Annotated in this window: 19 protein-coding genes and 1 pseudogene; 10 read left to right on the plus strand and 10 right to left on the minus strand. The window is 60.3% G+C overall.

Translation table 11 applies throughout. From position 1 onward, the window contains the following. Positions 1-218 precede the first annotated feature (218 nt). Positions 219-536, minus strand: a complete 318-nt coding sequence (locus tag SOP97_RS05955; RefSeq protein WP_322948578.1) for a DUF962 domain-containing protein — start codon at positions 534-536, stop codon at positions 219-221. Between the two features lie 150 nt (positions 537-686). Here SOP97_RS05955 and SOP97_RS05960 point away from each other — a divergent pair, with 150 nt between their 5' ends. Then, positions 687-1,688 (plus strand): AraC family transcriptional regulator, encoded by a 1,002-nt coding sequence (locus tag SOP97_RS05960; protein WP_322948579.1) that lies wholly within the window; start codon positions 687-689, stop codon positions 1,686-1,688. Between the two features lie 16 nt (positions 1,689-1,704). On the opposite strand, the gene SOP97_RS05965 is transcribed toward SOP97_RS05960, so the two are convergent. Then, a complete protein-coding gene (locus SOP97_RS05965; protein WP_322948580.1) occupies positions 1,705-3,159 on the minus strand; it encodes a TrkH family potassium uptake protein in 1,455 nt (484 codons plus the stop codon). Between the two features lie 83 nt (positions 3,160-3,242). Next, positions 3,243-4,697, minus strand: a complete 1,455-nt coding sequence (locus SOP97_RS05970) for a TrkH family potassium uptake protein (protein WP_322948581.1) — start codon at positions 4,695-4,697, stop codon at positions 3,243-3,245. Between the two features lie 153 nt (positions 4,698-4,850). Between SOP97_RS05970 and SOP97_RS05975 the strand changes: the two genes are divergently transcribed. Then, positions 4,851-5,222 (plus strand): YkgJ family cysteine cluster protein, encoded by a 372-nt coding sequence (locus SOP97_RS05975; RefSeq protein WP_274088333.1) that lies wholly within the window; start codon positions 4,851-4,853, stop codon positions 5,220-5,222. A 76-nt stretch (positions 5,223-5,298) separates the two neighbouring features. Further along, a complete protein-coding gene (locus SOP97_RS05980) occupies positions 5,299-5,865 on the plus strand; it encodes a nitroreductase family protein (protein WP_322948582.1) in 567 nt (188 codons plus the stop codon). On the opposite strand, the gene SOP97_RS05985 is transcribed toward SOP97_RS05980, so the two are convergent. The 5 genes from SOP97_RS05985 to SOP97_RS06005 all read right to left on the minus strand — a co-directional run bounded on the left by SOP97_RS05985 (position 5,831) and on the right by SOP97_RS06005 (position 9,414). Further along, positions 5,831-7,174 (minus strand): sensor histidine kinase, encoded by a 1,344-nt coding sequence (locus tag SOP97_RS05985; RefSeq protein WP_322948583.1) that lies wholly within the window; start codon positions 7,172-7,174, stop codon positions 5,831-5,833. The two genes, SOP97_RS05980 and SOP97_RS05985, sit on opposite strands and share 35 nt — an antisense overlap. A gap of 72 nt (positions 7,175-7,246) precedes the next feature. Next, positions 7,247-7,657, minus strand: a complete 411-nt coding sequence (locus tag SOP97_RS05990; RefSeq protein WP_322948584.1) for a Spy/CpxP family protein refolding chaperone — start codon at positions 7,655-7,657, stop codon at positions 7,247-7,249. Positions 7,658-7,978: 321 nt separating this feature from the next. Continuing rightward, entirely contained in the window at positions 7,979-8,656 is a 678-nt protein-coding gene (locus SOP97_RS05995; protein ID WP_322948585.1) for a response regulator transcription factor, read from the minus strand. Positions 8,657-8,659: 3 nt separating this feature from the next. Further along, complete coding sequence (locus SOP97_RS06000; protein WP_322948586.1) at positions 8,660-9,061, minus strand: translation initiation factor 2; 402 nt, start codon at positions 9,059-9,061, stop codon at positions 8,660-8,662. 53 nt (positions 9,062-9,114) lie between these two features. Further along, positions 9,115-9,414: a YciI family protein gene (locus SOP97_RS06005; protein ID WP_322948587.1), complete on the minus strand. Its 300-nt coding sequence runs from the start codon at positions 9,412-9,414 to the stop codon at positions 9,115-9,117. Between the two features lie 153 nt (positions 9,415-9,567). Between SOP97_RS06005 and SOP97_RS06010 the strand changes: the two genes are divergently transcribed. The 7 genes and pseudogenes from SOP97_RS06010 to rluB all read left to right on the plus strand — a co-directional run bounded on the left by SOP97_RS06010 (position 9,568) and on the right by rluB (position 15,530). Then, positions 9,568-10,431 carry a PHP domain-containing protein gene (locus SOP97_RS06010; protein WP_274088340.1) on the plus strand — a complete coding sequence of 288 codons (864 nt, stop codon included), beginning with the start codon at positions 9,568-9,570 and terminating at the stop codon, positions 10,429-10,431. A 13-nt stretch (positions 10,432-10,444) separates the two neighbouring features. Continuing rightward, a complete protein-coding gene (locus SOP97_RS06015; protein ID WP_322948588.1) occupies positions 10,445-11,074 on the plus strand; it encodes an L-threonylcarbamoyladenylate synthase in 630 nt (209 codons plus the stop codon). A 48-nt stretch (positions 11,075-11,122) separates the two neighbouring features. Further along, positions 11,123-12,337 carry a tryptophan--tRNA ligase gene (locus tag SOP97_RS06020; protein ID WP_411912028.1) on the plus strand — a complete coding sequence of 405 codons (1,215 nt, stop codon included), beginning with the start codon at positions 11,123-11,125 and terminating at the stop codon, positions 12,335-12,337. A gap of 149 nt (positions 12,338-12,486) precedes the next feature. After that, positions 12,487-13,185, plus strand: coding sequence for a segregation and condensation protein A (locus tag SOP97_RS06025; RefSeq protein WP_167376732.1), 699 nt, complete (start codon positions 12,487-12,489; stop codon positions 13,183-13,185). Between the two features lie 2 nt (positions 13,186-13,187). After that, positions 13,188-13,940, plus strand: a pseudogene (scpB, locus tag SOP97_RS06030) (SMC-Scp complex subunit ScpB); the annotation flags it as partial. Between the two features lie 81 nt (positions 13,941-14,021). After that, positions 14,022-14,201 (plus strand): DUF1289 domain-containing protein, encoded by a 180-nt coding sequence (locus SOP97_RS06035; protein WP_411912029.1) that lies wholly within the window; start codon positions 14,022-14,024, stop codon positions 14,199-14,201. A 132-nt stretch (positions 14,202-14,333) separates the two neighbouring features. Then, complete coding sequence (gene rluB / locus SOP97_RS06040; RefSeq protein WP_322948589.1) at positions 14,334-15,530, plus strand: 23S rRNA pseudouridine(2605) synthase RluB; 1,197 nt, start codon at positions 14,334-14,336, stop codon at positions 15,528-15,530. A gap of 133 nt (positions 15,531-15,663) precedes the next feature. Here rluB and SOP97_RS06045 read toward each other — a convergent pair whose 3' ends face one another. Both SOP97_RS06045 and SOP97_RS06050 read right to left on the minus strand, forming a co-directional pair. Continuing rightward, the gene (locus tag SOP97_RS06045) at positions 15,664-16,590 is read right to left on the minus strand and encodes a GGDEF domain-containing protein (protein ID WP_322948590.1); all 927 of its coding nucleotides are present in this window, start codon (positions 16,588-16,590) and stop codon (positions 15,664-15,666) included. Positions 16,591-16,807: 217 nt separating this feature from the next. Further along, positions 16,808-17,548 carry a YciK family oxidoreductase gene (locus SOP97_RS06050; RefSeq protein ID WP_322948591.1) on the minus strand — a complete coding sequence of 247 codons (741 nt, stop codon included), beginning with the start codon at positions 17,546-17,548 and terminating at the stop codon, positions 16,808-16,810. Between the last annotated feature and the right edge of the window lie 14 nt (positions 17,549-17,562).

The following is a 17,562-nucleotide window of genomic DNA, read 5'->3' on the forward strand; positions in this document are numbered from 1 at the left end:
CTGGCGCCTCTGTCGGGCACCTGGGTGGCGCACCGAACGGGCTGCGCAAAATAGCCGAGGATCATAACCAAGCCTGCGGCCACCGCCAAGCGCACCTGTCGAAAGGCTGCGCGGGCTGTGACAGGCGTCTGCGTAAGGGCACTTAATGCGTCGCTAAGGCGCGGGCTTGAGCCGGGCGCGTCGGTCCGCGTGGCGAAGTTAGAGGGCCGTTCTGTGGCTTAAAAAGCCACTCGCCCGGTGAGCATGTCCTTGAACATGACAAAGTCGCCCATCAGCGACCAGCGCGGGTAGCGGAAGGTGGCGGGTTTGTTGTGTTCAAAGAAGAAGTGGCCGACCCAGGCGAATCCGTAGCCTACAAAGGGCAGGGCGATAAGCAGGCCGAGCGCGCCGGTGAGCACTACATAGGCCAGAATCGCCAGCACCAGCGTGGTGCCGATGAAGTGCAGCCGTCTGCAGGTACTGTTGCTGTGTTCTTGCAGGTAGTAGGGGTAGAACTCGGCGAAGCTGTTGAAGCGTTCGTGGGTTTCGCGGGTCATCCAGAGGCACCTCTTATTTGTTTGGTAGCCGTCAGGGTTGCAGCGGCAGCGGCTTGCTAGCAGTCTAGGTTGCCTGGCGTACCGGGCCACTGACATTCGGTGCCAGTTTAGTATCCTTCTGCGTCTTCCTGACCCTAATAAGAATAAGTGATGAGCGAACGAACCACTTCATCCAGCTGGGCCTCGGGCATTGTGGCGGCCTTGGAACTGGGCGGCGTTGATTGCCATAGCCTGTTTGCTCAGCTCGGTCTCGAATACGCCGCGTTGAGTGACCCCGACGCGCGTTTTGCTCAGGATGCCATGACCCGTCTCTGGCACCTGGCGGTGCAGGCTTCCGGTAACCCAGCCATTGGCCTGAACATGGCGAAGATCCAGCGGCCCTCGGCGTTTAATGTGGTGGGTTATGCGGTGATGAGCAGCCGCAATCTGCAGGAAGGCTTTGCCCGTTTGGTGCGTTATCAGCGGATTATTGCTGAGGGTGCAGACCTCAGTTTTCACCCGACGCCTGAAGGTTATGAAATGCTCCTGGCGATCCACGGTGATCGCCTGCCGTCGGCCCGGCAGAGTGCGGAAGCCTCGCTGGCGCACTCATTGGCCTTCTGTCGGTGGCTTACAGGCAAAACGCTGCGTCCGCGGCGCGTCAGTTTGATGGGGCCGGCTCCGCAGAATCTGCTGCCCTATGAGGACGTGTTTCAGTGCCCACTGAAATTCAACGCTGAGCACTATGCGTTGCTGTTTGAACGGGCTGATCTGGATGCGCCGCTGCCCTCGGCCAATGAGGCATTGGCGCAGCTGCATGACCGTTTCGCCGGTGATTACCTGGCGCGATTTTCCGGCTCGCGGGTCACCCATCAGGTGCGTCAGGTGTTATGCCGCCTGCTGCCCCAGGGGGAGCCCAAGCGTGAGGCGGTGGCGCAGGCGCTGTTGTTGTCAGAGCGCACTTTGCAGCGGCGCTTGCAGGATGAAGGCACCAGCTACCAGCATCTGCTCGATGACACCCGCCGCGAGCTGGCCGAGCAGTACTTGGGGCAGGTCAATTTGACCCTGTTGGAAATTTCCTACCTGCTGGGGTTTTCTGACCCGAGTAATTTCTTCCGCGCCTTCCGCCGCTGGTTTGACACCACGCCGGGTGAGTACCGGGCGCGCCTGTAGCGGAGCGCATTCGTCCTCAGTGTCGCCAGAAGGCCGGCAGCATCAGCACCAACACGGTGAGGATTTCCAAACGGCCAAGCAGCATGCCGAAGGTCAGCAGCCATTTGGCTACATCCGGCAGGCTGGAGAAGTTACCCGCCGGGCCGATGATCGGGCCCATGCCGGGGCCGACACCGGACACCGTACTGGCCGCGCCGCTAAGTGCAGTGATCCAGTCCAGGCCGCAGAGCGTCAAGCCCAGGGCTAGCACGGCAATCGTGATGGTGAAAAAGAACGAGAACGTCAGAATAGAACGGACAATGTCCTCATCCAGGTGATGGCGGTTGTACTGTTGTTTGATCACCGCACGGGGGTGAATCAGCTGCAGCAGGTTGGCCCTGAGCAGTACATAGGCCACCTGGAAGCGGAAGATCTTCAAACCGCCGGCGGTCGAGCCCGAGCAGCCGCCGATAAACCCCAGGTAGAAGAACAACATGCCGGCAAAGCCGCCCCACAGCGTGTAATCACCGAGGGCAAAGCCGGTGGTGGTCATAATCGAGGTGGTGTTGAACGCCACATGGCGAATGGCTTCGAGCCAGTGCAGTTCGGTGCTCAGGTAGTACCAGGTGCCCAGCAGCAGCCAGGTGCTGAGCAAAATCGCCAGGAAACCTCGTACCTGCTGGTCTCTGATCAAGGCTTTGTAGTTGCCGCGCAGCATCGAGGCAAACAGCACAAAGGGCAAACTGCCGAGAATCATCAGCACGATGGTGACCCAGTGCACAGCCGGTTCGGTCCATTTGCCAACTGACTGGTCGGAGGTGGAGAACCCGCCGGTGGCGATCGCCGACATGGTGTGGTTGATCGCATCAAACACGCCCATGCCGGCAATCCAAAGCGCCAGGCAGCCAAGCAAACTGATGCCGACGTAGGCGGCGACCATGTATTTGGCGACCATGTGTGAGCGCGGCATGATTTTTTCTGAGCGATCCGAGGACTCGGTCTGGAACAGGCGCATGCCACCGATACGCAGCATCGGCAGAATCGCCACGGCCATGGCGATAAAGCCGATCCCGCCGAGCCAGTGCAGCAGTGAGCGCCAGATCAGAATCCCTGGCGACATGTCATCCAGTCCGGTCAGTACGGTGGCGCCCGTGGCGGTGATGCCTGACATGCTTTCAAACACCGCGTCGGTGATGCCCACGCGCAGAGAGAACATAAAGGGTAGGGCAGCAAAGAGCCCCACCAGCACCCAGCTGGAGACCGTCAGCAGGTACATGTCGCGCGGGCGCAGCTGGATATCCTTGGGCCGTCCCTGGGCGATCATCGCGATGCCCACGACAAAGGTGATCAGGCTCGACCAGAGAAAGGCATTGAGTTCGTCAGGTCGCTCAAACAGCAGCAGCGTCAGCATGGGCACGGCCATGCCGATGGCCAGCGTCAGGAGAAAGATGCCATTGATAAACGCGATGATCCGTAAGGTCGGCCAAGCCATTTAAGCGTGTTCCATTGCAGTAATAGCGAGATTCTAGAGACTGTCGCCGCGCCTGGTCAGTTAATCATCCGGCAGGTGCTCATTTAATGCCGCCAGAATGCCTTAGTGACCAGCACCAGTACGGTCAGAATTTCCAGGCGGCCCAGCAGCATGCCAATAGTTAACAGCCATTTGGCGGCATCTGGCAGGCTGGAGAAGTTGCCAGCAGGGCCAATGATCGGGCCCAAGCCAGGACCCACGTTGCACACCGCCGTCGCGGCCCCGGTGAGGGCGGTGACCCAATCCAGGCCGAGTAAGGTCAGGCCCAGGGCAATCACGCCAATGGTGATGGTGAAGAAAAAGGAAAAGGTGATCAGCGAGCGGACGATCTCTTCATCGAGGTTGTGGTTGTTGTATTGCTGCTTGATCACCGCGCGTGGATGCACCAGCTGCTGCAAGTTGGCCCTGAGTAATACGTAGGCCACCTGAAAGCGGAAGATCTTCAGCCCGCCGGAGGTGGAGCCCGAACAGCCACCAACAAAGGTCAGGTAGAAGAACAGCAGCACGGCGAAGCTGCCCCAAGTGGTGTAATCGCCCAGGGCGAAGCCGGTGGTGGTGACCACTGAAGTGACATTCACCGCGACAATCCGGAAAGCATCCCACCAGCTGTTGTCCGAGTGCAGCCACAGCCAGGTGCCGAAAACCAGCCAGGTGGCCAGCAGGAAACCGAGAAAGCCGCGGACCTGGTGGTCTTTAAACAGGGCTTTACGGTTACCGCGCAACGTCGCGACATACAGGGTAAAGGGCAGGCCGCCGCAAATCATCAGCAGCACCGCTACCCAGTGCACGGCGGGTTGGTTCCAGTTGGCCAGCGATGAGTCTGAGGTCGAATAGCCGCCAGTGGAAATGGAGGTCATTGCGTGGTTGATCGCATCAAACGGCGTCATGCCGGCCAGCCAGAAGCCAATGAAGCCGCCGAGGGTCAGCGTCAGGTAGATAAACAGGATGTATTTGGCGGCCATGTGCGAGCGCGGCATGACCTTCTCGCCCCAGTCCGATGACTCGGTCTGGAACAGGCGCATACCACCGACCCGCAAAAGCGGCAGAATGGCCACGGCCATGCCGATAAAGCCGATCCCGCCCAGCCACTGCAGCATCGAGCGCCAAATCAGCAGCCCAGGTGAGGCGTGATCCAGGCCGGAGAGCACCGTCGAACCTGTAGTGGTAACGCCCGACATGGTCTCGAAGAAGGCATCGGTGTAGCTGATGTGGTGGATCAGCACCATCGGCAGAGCGGCAAAGATGCACACCACCAGCCAGCTGCCAGTGGTCAGCAGGTACATGTCACGCGGGCGCAGCTGCGCATCTTTGGGCCGGCCGGGGATGACCATGGCAATGCCCGCAGCAGCCGTGACCAGGCTGGACCAGAGAAAAGCATTGAGGTCATCGGAGCGTGAATACAGCAGCAGCGTCAGCATCGGGATCAGCATGCTGGCCGCTAGGGTGATCAGGAATATGCCGAGGATAAAAGCAATGATGCGCAGTGTCGGCAATGACATGGGGTCGGCTCGGTAACTGGGGCAAAGGGGCGCTATTCTACGCGCGCTGTGGCGGCTGTACAGCGGTTGCATTAGGCGCTTTACAAGCGCTTGGCGCAGCATAGAATAGCCGCCCGGTGCCGGCCCTCTGCCGGTTTCTGAGTCCTCAAAATCATGTCTGATAGCAATCCTTGCTTGAGCTGTGGCGCGTGCTGCGCGCACTTTCGTGTGTCTTTTTTCTGGGGTGAGTGCCAGTCGGCCGGTGGTCTGATGCCGGACGATCAGGTGGTGTTGATCACCCCCCAGCGTGTTGCCATGCGCGGCACGGACAGTAAACCGACGCGTTGTAATGCCTTGATGGGGGATGTCGGCCAGGGCGTGCGCTGCACGCTCTATAAAGAACGCTCCAGCACCTGCCGTGAATTCGAGGCCTCCTGGGTTAACGGCGAGCACAACCCGCAGTGTGATGCGGCGCGCAGTGCACACGGTTTGCCGCCGTTGATGCCACCGGTATCGCCCAGTGTTTCGCCTGAGCGAGTGGCCTAGAACCTGCTCATGGGATTGCCCGCGCGTGCTCCGCAGGCACTAGAATGGCCAATTGATTGAATTGCCGAGGTGACTGATGGACGCTCTTGATGCGTTGCTAAACCGTGTTTCTGCGCCGCGCTTGGTGGCGCCGGCACCCGATGCCGCGCAGCGCGAACTGTTGTTTCGCGCGGCCTTACGTGCGCCTGATCATGGTCAGTTGCGGCCCTGGCGTTTTCTGACGGTTGAGGGGGACGCGCTGACGCAGCTGGGTGAGCTGTTTGCCGGTGCATTACCGGCCGATGCCAGCCCGGAGGCGGTGAGCAAAGCCCAGGCGATGCCGTTGCGTGCGCCGTTACTGGTGTTGGTGATTGCCCGCGTGCAGGCTGATTCGAAAGTCCCAGCCCAGGAGCAGGTGCTAGCCGCCGGCTGCGCCGCTCACAGCATTTTATTGGCGGCCCACGCTCAGGGCATCGGCGCGGTCTGGCGCACGGGGGATATGGCCTACAACCCACACGTCACTGCCGGCTTGGGCCTGGGTGCAGATGAGCAGCTGATTGCCTACCTCTACCTTGGCACGCCGGCGCGCGAATTGCGCGCGGTGCCGGCGGTACAGGTGAGTGATTTTGTCAGCTCTTGGCCGGCGTCTGATTCGGCGGAGTAAGCGGCACACGCAGGGTGGCGACAAAGCCACCTTGTGCGTGGTTACTCAGTTCCAGCTGGCCACCATGGCGCTCGGCCGCACGCCGGGCGATGGCCAATCCCAGGCCATGACCGCTGCTGGTTTGCCCGGGGGCGCGGTAAAAGGGTTCGCCAAGGCGCGCCAACTGCTCGGGGGCTACGCCGGGGCCGTGGTCGCGTACGCTCAGGCATAGTTGCTCGGCGTTTCGGCTGGCCGTCAGTTCGATGGGTTGCCCGACAGGATTGAAGCGCAGGGCATTGCGCAGCAGGTTGTCCAGCGCGCGTTGCAACATGTCCGCCCAGCCGTTGAGCAATAGGTCGGGCTCCAGCTGAATATTGATCTGTTGCTGCGGTGCGTCTAGGTGCGCCTCTTCGCGCAGGGTGTTTAGCAGCTTCGCGAGGTCGATTGGCTGCGCAGCGCCCGGTTCTGCATCGAGGCGGGCGAGAGCGAGAATCTCACTGATCAGTGCTTCCAATCGATCGCATTCCTGGCTCAGGCGCGGCCAGTACTTCTCTCGCTCGACAGCATCTGCACGCTCGGTCAAGGCCAGCGCGATACGCAGGCGGGCCAGCGGTGAGCGCAGTTCGTGGGAGACATCGCGCAGCAACTGGCGTTGGCTGCTGATCAAGCCTTGTACACGCTCGCCCATGCGGTTGAAGTCAGCCGCCAGCACGCCGAGCTCATCGCGTCGCTCGGCCAGCTTGGCCAGGCTGCTCTGTTGATAAGCGGTCTGCCCCAGATCATGTACGGCGCCGCGCAGACGATTCAGCGGGCGGGTGATCGACAAGGTGAGCCAGAGGCTGAACAGCGTCAGAACCAGCATGGCAATCGCCAGTGCGCTGAGCGGCCAGAGCAAGCTGTCGCGTTGCCAGGCCGCAACTTCGGGGATCGGGATGCGGTAGATAAACAGGTAGGTTTCGCCGCTGCTGGGACTGGTGTAATCAACACTCAGGCGGCGCCAGGGCAGGCGCTTCTCGTTGCGGTGGCGCGCTTCAAAGGCGGCTGCACGGGCCGGGAAGGTGCCTTTAACCACCGGTTGGCCGCTGTTATCAAGCACCTGTACGTCGATGCGAAAGCTGCGTTTACGCTGTTCCAGCAGAGCCTGAGCGGCAGCCGGGCCTTGCTCTTCGTAGCGTTGGGTCCAGGTCTCGGCGAGGTCATCCATGCCGGGGTGTTGGCTGAGTAGCCAGGCGTCCTGGTTCAGCATGCGCCCAAGTAGCATGGACAAACCGGCAACCAGGGCAATGGCCAGCCAAAAGCTGGCAAAGATGCGCCAGAACAGTGATCGCACGGTAGCTCCTTGGGTAACAGAAACGCCCATCAAGGCTTGTGGCCTGATGGGCGCAGATTTAAGGGGATGGGTTTAGCTTTTCTTTGCTTGCTCAGCTTGCCAGGCCTTGAAGGCTTTATGCTCGGCGCGGCGTTCTTGCATTTTTTTCTGGTGTTCGTCGAAGGCCTTCTGTTGCTCGGGCGTGAGCAGCGCGCGGATGGCGTTGTGCTGTTTGTCCTTGGCGGCTTTCAGTTCATCCTGCATGGCTTTTTGCTCAGCGGCCGGGAGTTTCTCCAGGTAACGCTGGGTGATCGCATGGCGGCCTTTCATCTGCTCGCCCATCAATTTACGGATTTCGCGGTGCTGCTCTTTGCTCAGGTCGAGCTCTTTGAACATGCGGGCACCGTGCTCGCCGCCATTATGCCGTGGGCCGCCTTCAGGCATGGCCATGGCGAGGGTCGGCAGGGTCAGGGCGAGCAGTACGGCGGTAAGTGTTTTGCGCATGGTGTGTTTCCTTGTCTGAAACCGGTAAACACCGGATGAGCCCAGTCTAGGGCGGTCAAGGTCAAGGGCCGTCAGGGCAAGGTAAAGCTTAGGTAAAGGGCGCAGCGCAGCTGATTGACTTAAAGACTGTGCAAAACCTCGCGAGCTAGAGTCATGCAAGGCAAAAAACGGCGAGGACGCGGACTGGGCTCGCACGCGAGTTTACTGCTGTAAATGAGCATTACTCGTTTCACTCGCCCTTCGGGTCGCGCTAAAGCGCGTTAGCCGCAAGCGGCTTGCCGAGCCGGTTTTTAACGCAGCAGGGCCGACGCGCAGCAGGTTTTAAACGTTGTAGTAGTAGCCGCGGCTGCGCAGCGCCAATATGCGTTGGCGGCCATCGGCATGCGGGCCGAGTTTTTTGCGTAGGTTGCTGACGTGCATGTCCAGGCTGCGGTCATACAGGGTCAGTTTGCGGCCGAGGGCCAGCTGCGCCAGCGTTTGCTTATCCACCGGCTCACCGGGGTGTTGTAACAGTGCTTCGAGAATGCGGCTTTCCGAGAGGGTCAGGGTGACCTCCTGCTCGCCTAGGGTCACCGTGCCGCGGGCCTGGCTGTAATGTAAATCGCCGAGGTCGAGCGGACTGCCGGGCGTAGCCGCGAGGCTGCGGCGCAATACCGCGCGCAAACGTGCGGTGAGTTCGCGCGGGTCGCAGGGCTTGGCCAGGTAATCGTCGGCACCCAACTCCAGGCCAAGGATCCGGTCCAGTGGTTCGCCACGGGCCGATAGCATCAGTACCGGCAGGTCCGGATGGTCGCTGCGTAATTGCTTGAGCAGTTCCAGGCCGCTGCCGTCAGGCAGCATCACATCCAGCACCACGGCATCTGGGCTGTGTGCGGCAAGGGCGTTACGGGCGCTATGGCCGTCATGGCAGGCGCTGACCTGAAAGCCTTCCTGGGTCAGCCAGCTGGCCAGCAGTTCACAGAGTTCGACATCGTCGTCGATAAGCAGCAGGTCATTCATGGCTCAGTTCAGCCACTCGCGGCGTGAGCGGCGCCCGCCGCGTAACAATGCACCGATCAGCACTCCCAGCAACCCCGCTCCAGCGCCCGTGGCAAACCACATTTGTTGCTCGCTGATGAGAGGTTTCGGGGCGCTAGCCTGGTTTTTTTTCAGTTCGAGTTTGAGGCGCTGATTGTCCTGACGCAGGCGCTGCAACTGCACAGTTTCGTGTTCGTTGCTGGCGCTTTGTAGCTCCACGCTAAGGGCCTGGCGTTGTTCTTCGCTAATCGCCAGGCGCTGTTCCAGATCGTCGATTTGCGCCTGCGCCGAGGTGGCTTCGGCCAATGGCTGTGGCGGGTTCTCTTCGGCCTGAGTAACGGCCGGCAAGCACAGGGTCAAGAGTAGAAACAGCGGGCCTGGACGCATCGGAACTCCTCGCGTGTCATTGTTGTTATGGGCTGTTCAGCGCAAAGATGGCGTCAAGGCAAAACCAGCTTGAAGGGTTTGACCAGCACGGAGGCATACACCCCGGCGGCGCGGTAAGGGTCGGCGTCGGCCCACTGTTGCGCGGCCAGCAGCGATTCAAATTCCGCGACGACCAGGCTGCCGGAAAAGCCTGCTGGGCCTGGATCATTACTGTCGACTGCTGGGTGCGGGCCGGCGAGGATCAAGCGGCCTTCAGTTTTCAGCTGCTCCAAGCGCGCCAGGTGCGCCGGGCGAGCATTCATGCGGTTTTCCAGCGAGTTTTCCACATCGGTGGCAATGATTGCGTAGAGCATCTTGATCCTTAGTATGAAGTCGTTAGCGGTGGCCGCAGCCGTGGGAGAAAAACAGTCTGTTCAGGCAATGTCGAGGAAATAGTGGCGCAAGCCAGCAAGAATCCACATCTGCCGGCATAATAACAAACATAAATGACTCGGAAAGCGCGCCTTATGGAAGTTGATTTGCATTGCCATAGCACCGCATCAGACGGCGCACTTGCGCCAGCTGCGGTGGTGGCGCGGGCGTTTGAGCGCGGCGTGCGGGTGCTGGCGTTAACCGACCACGACACCCTGGATGGCCTCGATGAAGCCGGCGCGGCGGCGCAAGCCTTGGGCATGCAACTGGTCAATGGCATCGAGTTGTCCTGCCTTTGGGGCGGCGCGACCATCCATGTCTTGGGTTATGCCTTCAACCGTGAAGCGCCGGCTTTGCAGCAGGCGATTGCCGAGTTGCATGAGGGGCGCTGGTTGCGTGCGGCGGAAATCTCCAAGCGTTTGGACGCTAAAGGCATGCCCGGTGCGCTGGACGGCGCGCGGGCCATTCAGCAGGAGTTGGGCGACAGTGGTAATGCTCCGGCGCGTCCGCATTTCGCCGATTTCTTGGTGCGCGGCGGTTACGTCAAAGACCGCGCCGAAGCGTTTCGTAAATGGCTGGGCTCGGGCAAGCTGGGTGATGTCAAACAGCACTGGCCGGAGCTGGCGCAGACCGTCGACACCTTGCGCCGTGCAGGTGCCTGGGTCAGCCTGGCGCATCCGTGGCAGTACGACTTTACTCGGAGTAAGCGCCGCAAGTTGATTGCCGATTTTGTCGGGGCCGGCGGGCATTCGTTGGAAGTGGTCAACGGTATGCAGCCGGCCGATCAGGTGGGTAGCCTGGCAATTCTGGCGCGCGAGTTTGGTATGTTTGTCACGGCGGGCAGTGATTTTCACGCGCCGGGTCAGTGGTCTGAGTTGGGTGTTTATCGCCCAGTTCCCGAGGATCTACCGCCCCTGTGGGCACGGTTTAAGCATGTCCAACAGCCTACTGCAATCTGATCAGGATTCGAGTGTGAGCCAATTCTTCCAGATTCATCCGGAAAACCCGCAAGCGCGCCTGATCAAGCAGGCGGTGGAAATCATCCGTAGCGGCGGGGTGGTGGTTTATCCGACCGACTCGTCCTATGCCGTGGGTTGCCACATTGGTGACAAGACGGCTATCGAGCGTATCCGCCGCATGCGCCAGCTGGATGACAAGCACAACTTCACCTTGGTGTGCCGTGATCTATCAGAGCTGAGCACCTTTGCCAAAGTGGATACTGCGGCGTTCCGTTTGCTCAAGGCCCATACCCCCGGGCCTTACACCTTTATCCTCAACGCCACCCGTGAAGTGCCACGCATGTTGTTGCATGCCAAGCGCCGCACTATTGGCCTGCGTGTGCCCAGTCACCCGATTGCCATGGCGCTGCTGCAAGAACTCAACGAGCCGTTGATGAGCGTGAGTTTGATCCTGCCAGGTGAAACAGTGCCGATGAGCGACCCTTACGAAATGCGCCAGACCCTCGAACATCAGGTTGATCTGATCATTGATGGCGGTTTCGGTGGGCTTGAAGCCTCCACTGTGGTCAGCCTGCTCGAGGATGAGCCTGAGGTGTTTCGGGTCGGCTGTGGTGATCCGTCGCCTTTTACGGATGATCTTTGAGCCCGCCTCTATATAATCGAGCTCCTTCGTTTTTACAGGTAACCCGTTTTGAGTCTTGCTGACGCCGAACGTCGCGTGTTCTCTGGCATGCGCCCGAGTGGTTTGTTGCACTTGGGGCATTACCAGGGGGTGCTGAAGAACTGGATCAAGCTGCAACACAGCTATGAATGCTTCTTCTGCATTGTTGACCTGCATGCATTAACCACTGATTACGATGATGTCGGCCCCTTGTCCCAGCGGGTCATGGATATGGCTGTGGACTGGTTGGCTGCCGGCGTGAGCCCCAGTTCCGCGACGCTGTTTATTCAGTCGCAAGTCCCCGAACATGCCGAGCTGCACCTGTTGCTATCGATGATCTGCCCGCTCAGCTGGCTGGAGCGCGTGCCGTCCTATAAAGAACAGCAAGAACAGTTGCACGGCAAAGACCTCAGCACCTTCGGCTTTCTCGGTTATCCCTTGCTGCAAGCGGCCGACATCCTGCTGTACCGCGCCGGTGTGGTACCTGTGGGCAGTGATCAGCTGGCGCATATCGAATTTGCCCGTGATGTGGCGCGGCGCTTCAATCATTTGTATGGCCGTGAGCAGGGCTTTGAGGAAAAGGCTGAGGCCGCGATCATCAAACTCGGCAAGAAGACGGCCAAGCTCTATAACAGCCTGCGTAAGGCTTATCAGGAGCAAGGTGATGGTGAGGCGCTGGAAACTGCCCGCGCCCTGCTCAAGGACCAGCAAAGCATTACCCTGGGTGATAAAGAACGCCTGTATGGCTACCTGGAAGGCGGCGGCAAGATTCTTCTGGCTGAGCCGCAGGCCTTGCTGGGCGAGTCGCCCAAGTTGCTCGGGCTGGATGGCAGCAAAATGTCCAAGTCCAACAACAATGCGATCTTCCTGCGCGACACCGCGCCGGCGATCGAGGAAAAAATCCGCCGCATGCCGACTGATCCGGCGCGGGTGCACCGGGATGATCCCGGCAACCCGGCCAATTGTCCGGTGTGGTCGTTGCACCAGCTCTACTCCAATACGCCAACCTGCGAATGGGTCCAGCAGGGTTGTCGCAGCGCCGGTATCGGTTGCCTGGAATGTAAAGCACCGTTGATTGAAGCGGTGCAGCTTGAGTTGCAGCCGCTGCAGGCACGGGCGGACGACTATCAGGACAGCCCTGATCTGGTTCGGCAGATTCTTGCCGATGGCGCCGAACGTGCTCGGTCAGAAGCACGGGAAACCCTTAGCGAAGTCCGCCTGGCCCTTGGCCTGAATTACCGCTGAACCTACTGTCGAGAGTGACCATGTCCAGCGTGCCGCCCGAGGAACACCCCGATAGCCAGGCCAATGCCCAGCAGGAGCTGCCATTTGCCTTGGTGTATGGCCAGGCGGTTACCGAAATGCCGCTGGATCTGTACATTCCGCCGGATGCCCTGGAGGTGTTTCTCGAAGCCTTCGAGGGCCCGCTGGACCTGCTGTTGTATTTGATCCGCAAACAAAACATCGACGTGCTAGATATCCCCGTGGCGGAAATTACCCGCCAGTACATGGGCTATGTCGAGCTGATGCAGTCGGTGCGCCTGGAGCTGGCCGCCGAGTACTTGGTGATGGCCGCCATGCTCGCCGAGATTAAGTCACGCATGCTGTTGCCGCGCTCCAGTGAAATCGAGGCCGAAGAAGACGACCCGCGTGCCGAGCTGATCCGCCGCCTGCAGGAATACGAGCGTTACAAGGCGGCGGCAGAAGGTATCGACGGGCTTAGCCGGGTTGGCCGTGACCTGACCGTGCCGCGCCTGGATGCGCCCGAGGCGCGGGCGCGCAAGTTGTTGCCGGATGTCAGCCTGGAAGAGGTGCTGTTGTCGATGGCCGAGGTGTTGCGCCGCGCCGACATGTTTGAAAGCCATCAAATCACCCGCGAAACGCTGTCGACCCGCGAGCGCATGAGCGATGTGCTTGAACGGCTTAAAGGTGGTGCTTTCGTGCCGTTTGTCAGCCTGTTTAGTGCTGAAGAGGGCAAGCTCGGCGTGGTGGTGACTTTTATGGCCGTGCTGGAGTTGATCAAGGAATCCCTGGTCGAACTGGTGCAAAACGAGGCTTTTGGGCCAATCCATGTGCGCGCACGGGCGGAATAAGCATGAACCTTAATGAACCGCGTGAGCTGGCCAGCCTGCTTGAAGCCTTTCTCCTGGCCTCCGGCAAGCCGCAATCCTTGGAGCGCTTGTTCGAACTGTTTGAAGAAGCCGAGCGGCCGCAACCGAGCGTATTCAAGAAGGCCCTGGCGCACTTGGGTAAATCCTGTGAAGGGCGGGCTTTTGAGTTGGTTGAAGTGGCGACGGGTTATCGCCTGCAAGTGCGCGAGAAGTACGCGCCTTGGGTCGGCCGCCTGTGGGAAGAACGACCGCAGCGTTACTCGCGTGCCATGCTCGAAACCCTGGCGCTGATTGCCTACCGTCAGCCGATCACCCGCGGTGAGATCGAAGACGTACGCGGCGTGGCGGTCAACAGCCATATCGTCAAAACCCTGCTGGAGCGCGAGTGGATCCGTGTGGTGGGCCACCGCGATGTGCCGGGTAAACCGGCGATGTTCGCCACCACCAAGGCTTTTCTCGATCACTTCAACCTGAAAAGCCTCGATGAACTGCCGCCACTGGCCGCCTTGCGTGAGCTGGAACCTGAGCCCGTGCTGGCCTTTGAGGATGACTCCGAGGCCCCGCAAAGCCTGCAGGCACGTGCCGATTTGGCCTTGGCTGATGAGCCGGCAGTGGACGCAGGCGAGGAAACCAGCTTCAGCAGCTTGCTGGCTGAACTCGACTCGATGGAACAGGGTCTGAAGACCGACTTCGACGATTTAGCCGAGCAGGACGATGCGCATGAAGAGGCCGATGAACCCCACGAAATCCTGGATAAAGAGCAGTTACCTGACTGAGGTCTGCGGTGCGACTGGCGCATTGCTGGCGGTATTGATCCGGTGAAAGACCCCTGCATCAAGCTGTGTAAGTTCGAGCGTGATACCTGCCGTGGTTGCGGGCGTACTAAGGCCGAGATCAAAGCGTGGAAGAAGCTCGGCAAAGTGGCTCAGCGTGCTGTTTTGGCTGAGGCCGATCTGCGTTTGCTGAGCCTGGCAGCCGTGGGGCGGAAGAAACGCTGACGGCCACCGATCAGATCGCTCACCTCAACCCGTGCGTAAGCGCCGCGTTTCGCGTATGCTCCGCGCCCCTTCGACGAATAGGCCCAGCCTAGATCGTCCGAATCACTAGCGATAACACCGGGAGGTGCCCAGATGAGTGAAATCGAAGAATACAGCCCCGCAGGCGAAAAACTACAGAAAGTCATGGCGCGTATGGGCCTGGCTTCACGCCGCGAAATCGAAGCCTGGATCAGTGCTGGCCGCGTAAAGGTCAATGGCGCCGTCGCCAACCTCGGCGTGCGTGTCGACCTGCACGACGCGATTGCCGTCGATGGCAAAGTGATCCGCCGCGAAGAAGCCGCCGAGAGCGTGCGCCGCGTGATCATCTACAACAAACCCGAAGGCGAGATCTGCACCCGTGACGACCCAGAAGGCCGTCCGACCGTGTTTGACCGTCTGCCACGGCCGAAAGATGGCCGCTGGATCAACATCGGTCGCCTCGACATCAACACCACTGGCTTGCTGATGTTCACCACCGATGGTGAGCTGGCTAACCGCTTGATGCACCCGTCTTATCAGATGGACCGCGAGTACGCCGTGCGCGTGCGTGGCGAAGTCGACGAAGAGATGATCGAGCGCCTGAAAGCGGGCGTGATGCTTGAAGATGGCCCGGCCAAGTTCACTGACATCAAAGAAGCGCCTGGCGGCGAAGGGTTCAACCACTGGTACCACTGCGTGGTAATGGAAGGTCGTAACCGTGAAGTGCGCCGGCTGTGGGAATCCCAGGGGTTGGTGGTCAGCCGTCTGAAGCGCGTGCGTTTTGGTCCGGTATTTATCACCTCGGACCTGACCATGGGGCGCTGGCGCGAAATGAGCCAGCGCGAAGTGGATATCCTCAGCGAAGAAGTCGGCCTCAAGTCGGTGGCGTTGCCGGACATGAAGGAAAAAGCCCGCGACAAGATCGACCGTCTGCAGCGCAAATCGGCCAAGCCGGTGGGGCGTGCTGCGCGTCCAGAGCGGACTTTGCGCCCAGCCCATGGTGGCGGCCCGGCAGCGGGCAGTGATCAGGGTCGTTCGCGTCCTGCGCGTGGCGAAGGTGCTGAGCGTGGCGAGCGTCCGGCGCGCACACCGCGTGCCCCACGTGATGATCAAAGCAAAGGCACCCCAGTTGCCGAGCGCCCGCGTGATGTCAATAACAAGCGTCCGGCCAAGCCGGGTGCGCAACGCCCAGGCGTTGAGTTGGCCGATCGTCCGGCCCGCAAGCCTGCTGGTGCGCCGGTTAAACGTCGCAGCCAGCCGAGCCGTGAAGGTCAGCGCCCAGGTTTTGGTCGCGGTCCAAAGCCGGAGTAATTCGCGCGAGCGGATATGAAAAAGGCGACCTTCGGGTCGCCTTTTTTTATGGTCTGTCAGCCAGGGTGGTCATCCTATGCGTCGTCGCTGGGCGACGTTAGGCCTATGTCCCATCATTTTTTGGTCGTTGTGTTTAACCGGCCATCGACAGGCGGTTGCGGCCATCGCGTTTGGAAACAAACAGTGCGTTGTCGGCGCGGCGCAGCAGGCTGTCCATCGACTCGCCTGGCAGCAGGGTGGCGCAGCCGAGGCTGACTGACAGCTCGATGGCTTGGTTCTCGACCAGGTATTGGATGCCCATTACGGCCATGCGCAGGCGTTCGCCGACCATCGAGGCGGCTTCGCGACTGGTGCTGGAGAGCAGCACCATAAATTCTTCACCGCCGTAGCGGAACACCATGTCGACATTGCGCAGGCTGTCTTTCAGGGCGTTGGCCACGGCTTTGAGTGCCTGGTCGCCGACGATGTGGCCGTGGTCATCGTTAACGCGCTTGAAGTGATCGATGTCGACCATCAGCACCGACAGGGGCTGCAACGTGCGTCGGGCAATGTCCACTTCGCGCTTGAGTGTCTGTTCCATGGCGATGCGGTTGCCGGTTTCGGTCAGCGGGTCGCGTAATGCACTTTGCACGGCGGCGCGGTAGAGCAAGGCGTTGCGCAGCGGAAACAGCAGACTGGCGAGCAGTGATTCGAGCTGGCCCAGCTCATCTTCACTGAAGCGCTGGTTGCGCCGGAAGGTCAGTTCGCCGAGGTACTCGCCTTCATGGTTCAGGCGGTAGCCGGCCGAGTGGTTGGCGCGCTCGCCTAAGTCCAGGCGCAGGTCGCAGGACGCCAGCTGGTAGCTCAGGGCGCCAAGGGGCACCAGGCGCTGCACTTCGCTGAAGAACAGTTCGAGGATACGCTCGACTTCCAGGGAGGTTTGCAGGCGCAGGCTTAATTGCTGGCGCAGTTGCCCGAGGCTAACCGGCTTAAGGGTTTTCTGCAGGCGAGTGGCATAGCCAAGACGCTGTAATTTGGCAGCATCGAAATCGATGGTGTTGGACTGATTGTGCGGGGCCATGAAGCTCTACCTCTAGCGCTGTTCGCGACGACTAGTGGCTATATAGCGAATTCCGTGCCAATCCCAGTTTTGCAATAAAAGGGCTTTTATTTCAGTGGGTTATTGGTTGGTAGTGGCGGGATGCGGCAAGGGTTTGCCGGTAAATTGGCAAGGCTGATGGCAATTTGCTGCCAGTTAAATGGAAGCCCGCCGGAAAACCGGCGGGCGGTGCTGGGGTTTATTGCGCGTCAAAGGCCTGGCCGTTGACGTCTGCGCTGTCTGGCCCCATCAGGTACAAATAGACCGGCATGATCGCTTCGGGTAGCGGGTTGTTCGCCGGGTTTTCAGCCGGGTAGGCCTGGGCACGCATATTGGTGCGGGTGGCGCCGGGGTTAATGCTGTTGGCGCGCACGTGGCTGACGCCATCGACCTCATCGGCCAGTACCTGCATCAAGCCCTCGGTGGCAAACTTCGACACGGCGTAAGCGCCCCAATAAGCACGGCCTTTGCGCCCGACACTGCTGGAGGTGAATGCCACCGAGGCGTCCTGCGAGAGTTTTAGCAATGGCAGCAGGGTGCTGGTGAGCATAAACATGGCGTTGACGTTGACCTGCATAACGCGCATGAAATTATCGCCGGAGAGTTGCTCCAGCGGCGTGCGCGGGCCGATGATCGAGGCGTTGTGCAGCAGGCCGTCGAGCTTGCCGAACTCCGCCTCAATCATCGCGGCCAGTTCGTCGTATTGGTGCGGTAGGGCGGTTTCCAGGTTAAACGGGATCACCGCCGCCTGAGGGTGGCCGGCGGCTTCGATGGCGTCGTAAACCTGGCTGAGGTTTGCTTCGGTTTTGCCCAGCAGTAGTACCGTTGCGCCATGTGCGGCAAAGGTTTTGGCGGCGGTAGCGCCAATGCCACGGCCGGCGCCGGTCACTAGAATCACACGGCCCTTGAGCAGGTCGGGGCGGGCGGAGTAGTCAAACATCAATAAAACCTCAT

This window comes from Pseudomonas spirodelae (assembly GCF_034653255.1).
GTDB classification, from domain to species: Bacteria; Pseudomonadota; Gammaproteobacteria; order Pseudomonadales; family Pseudomonadaceae; genus Aquipseudomonas; species Aquipseudomonas spirodelae.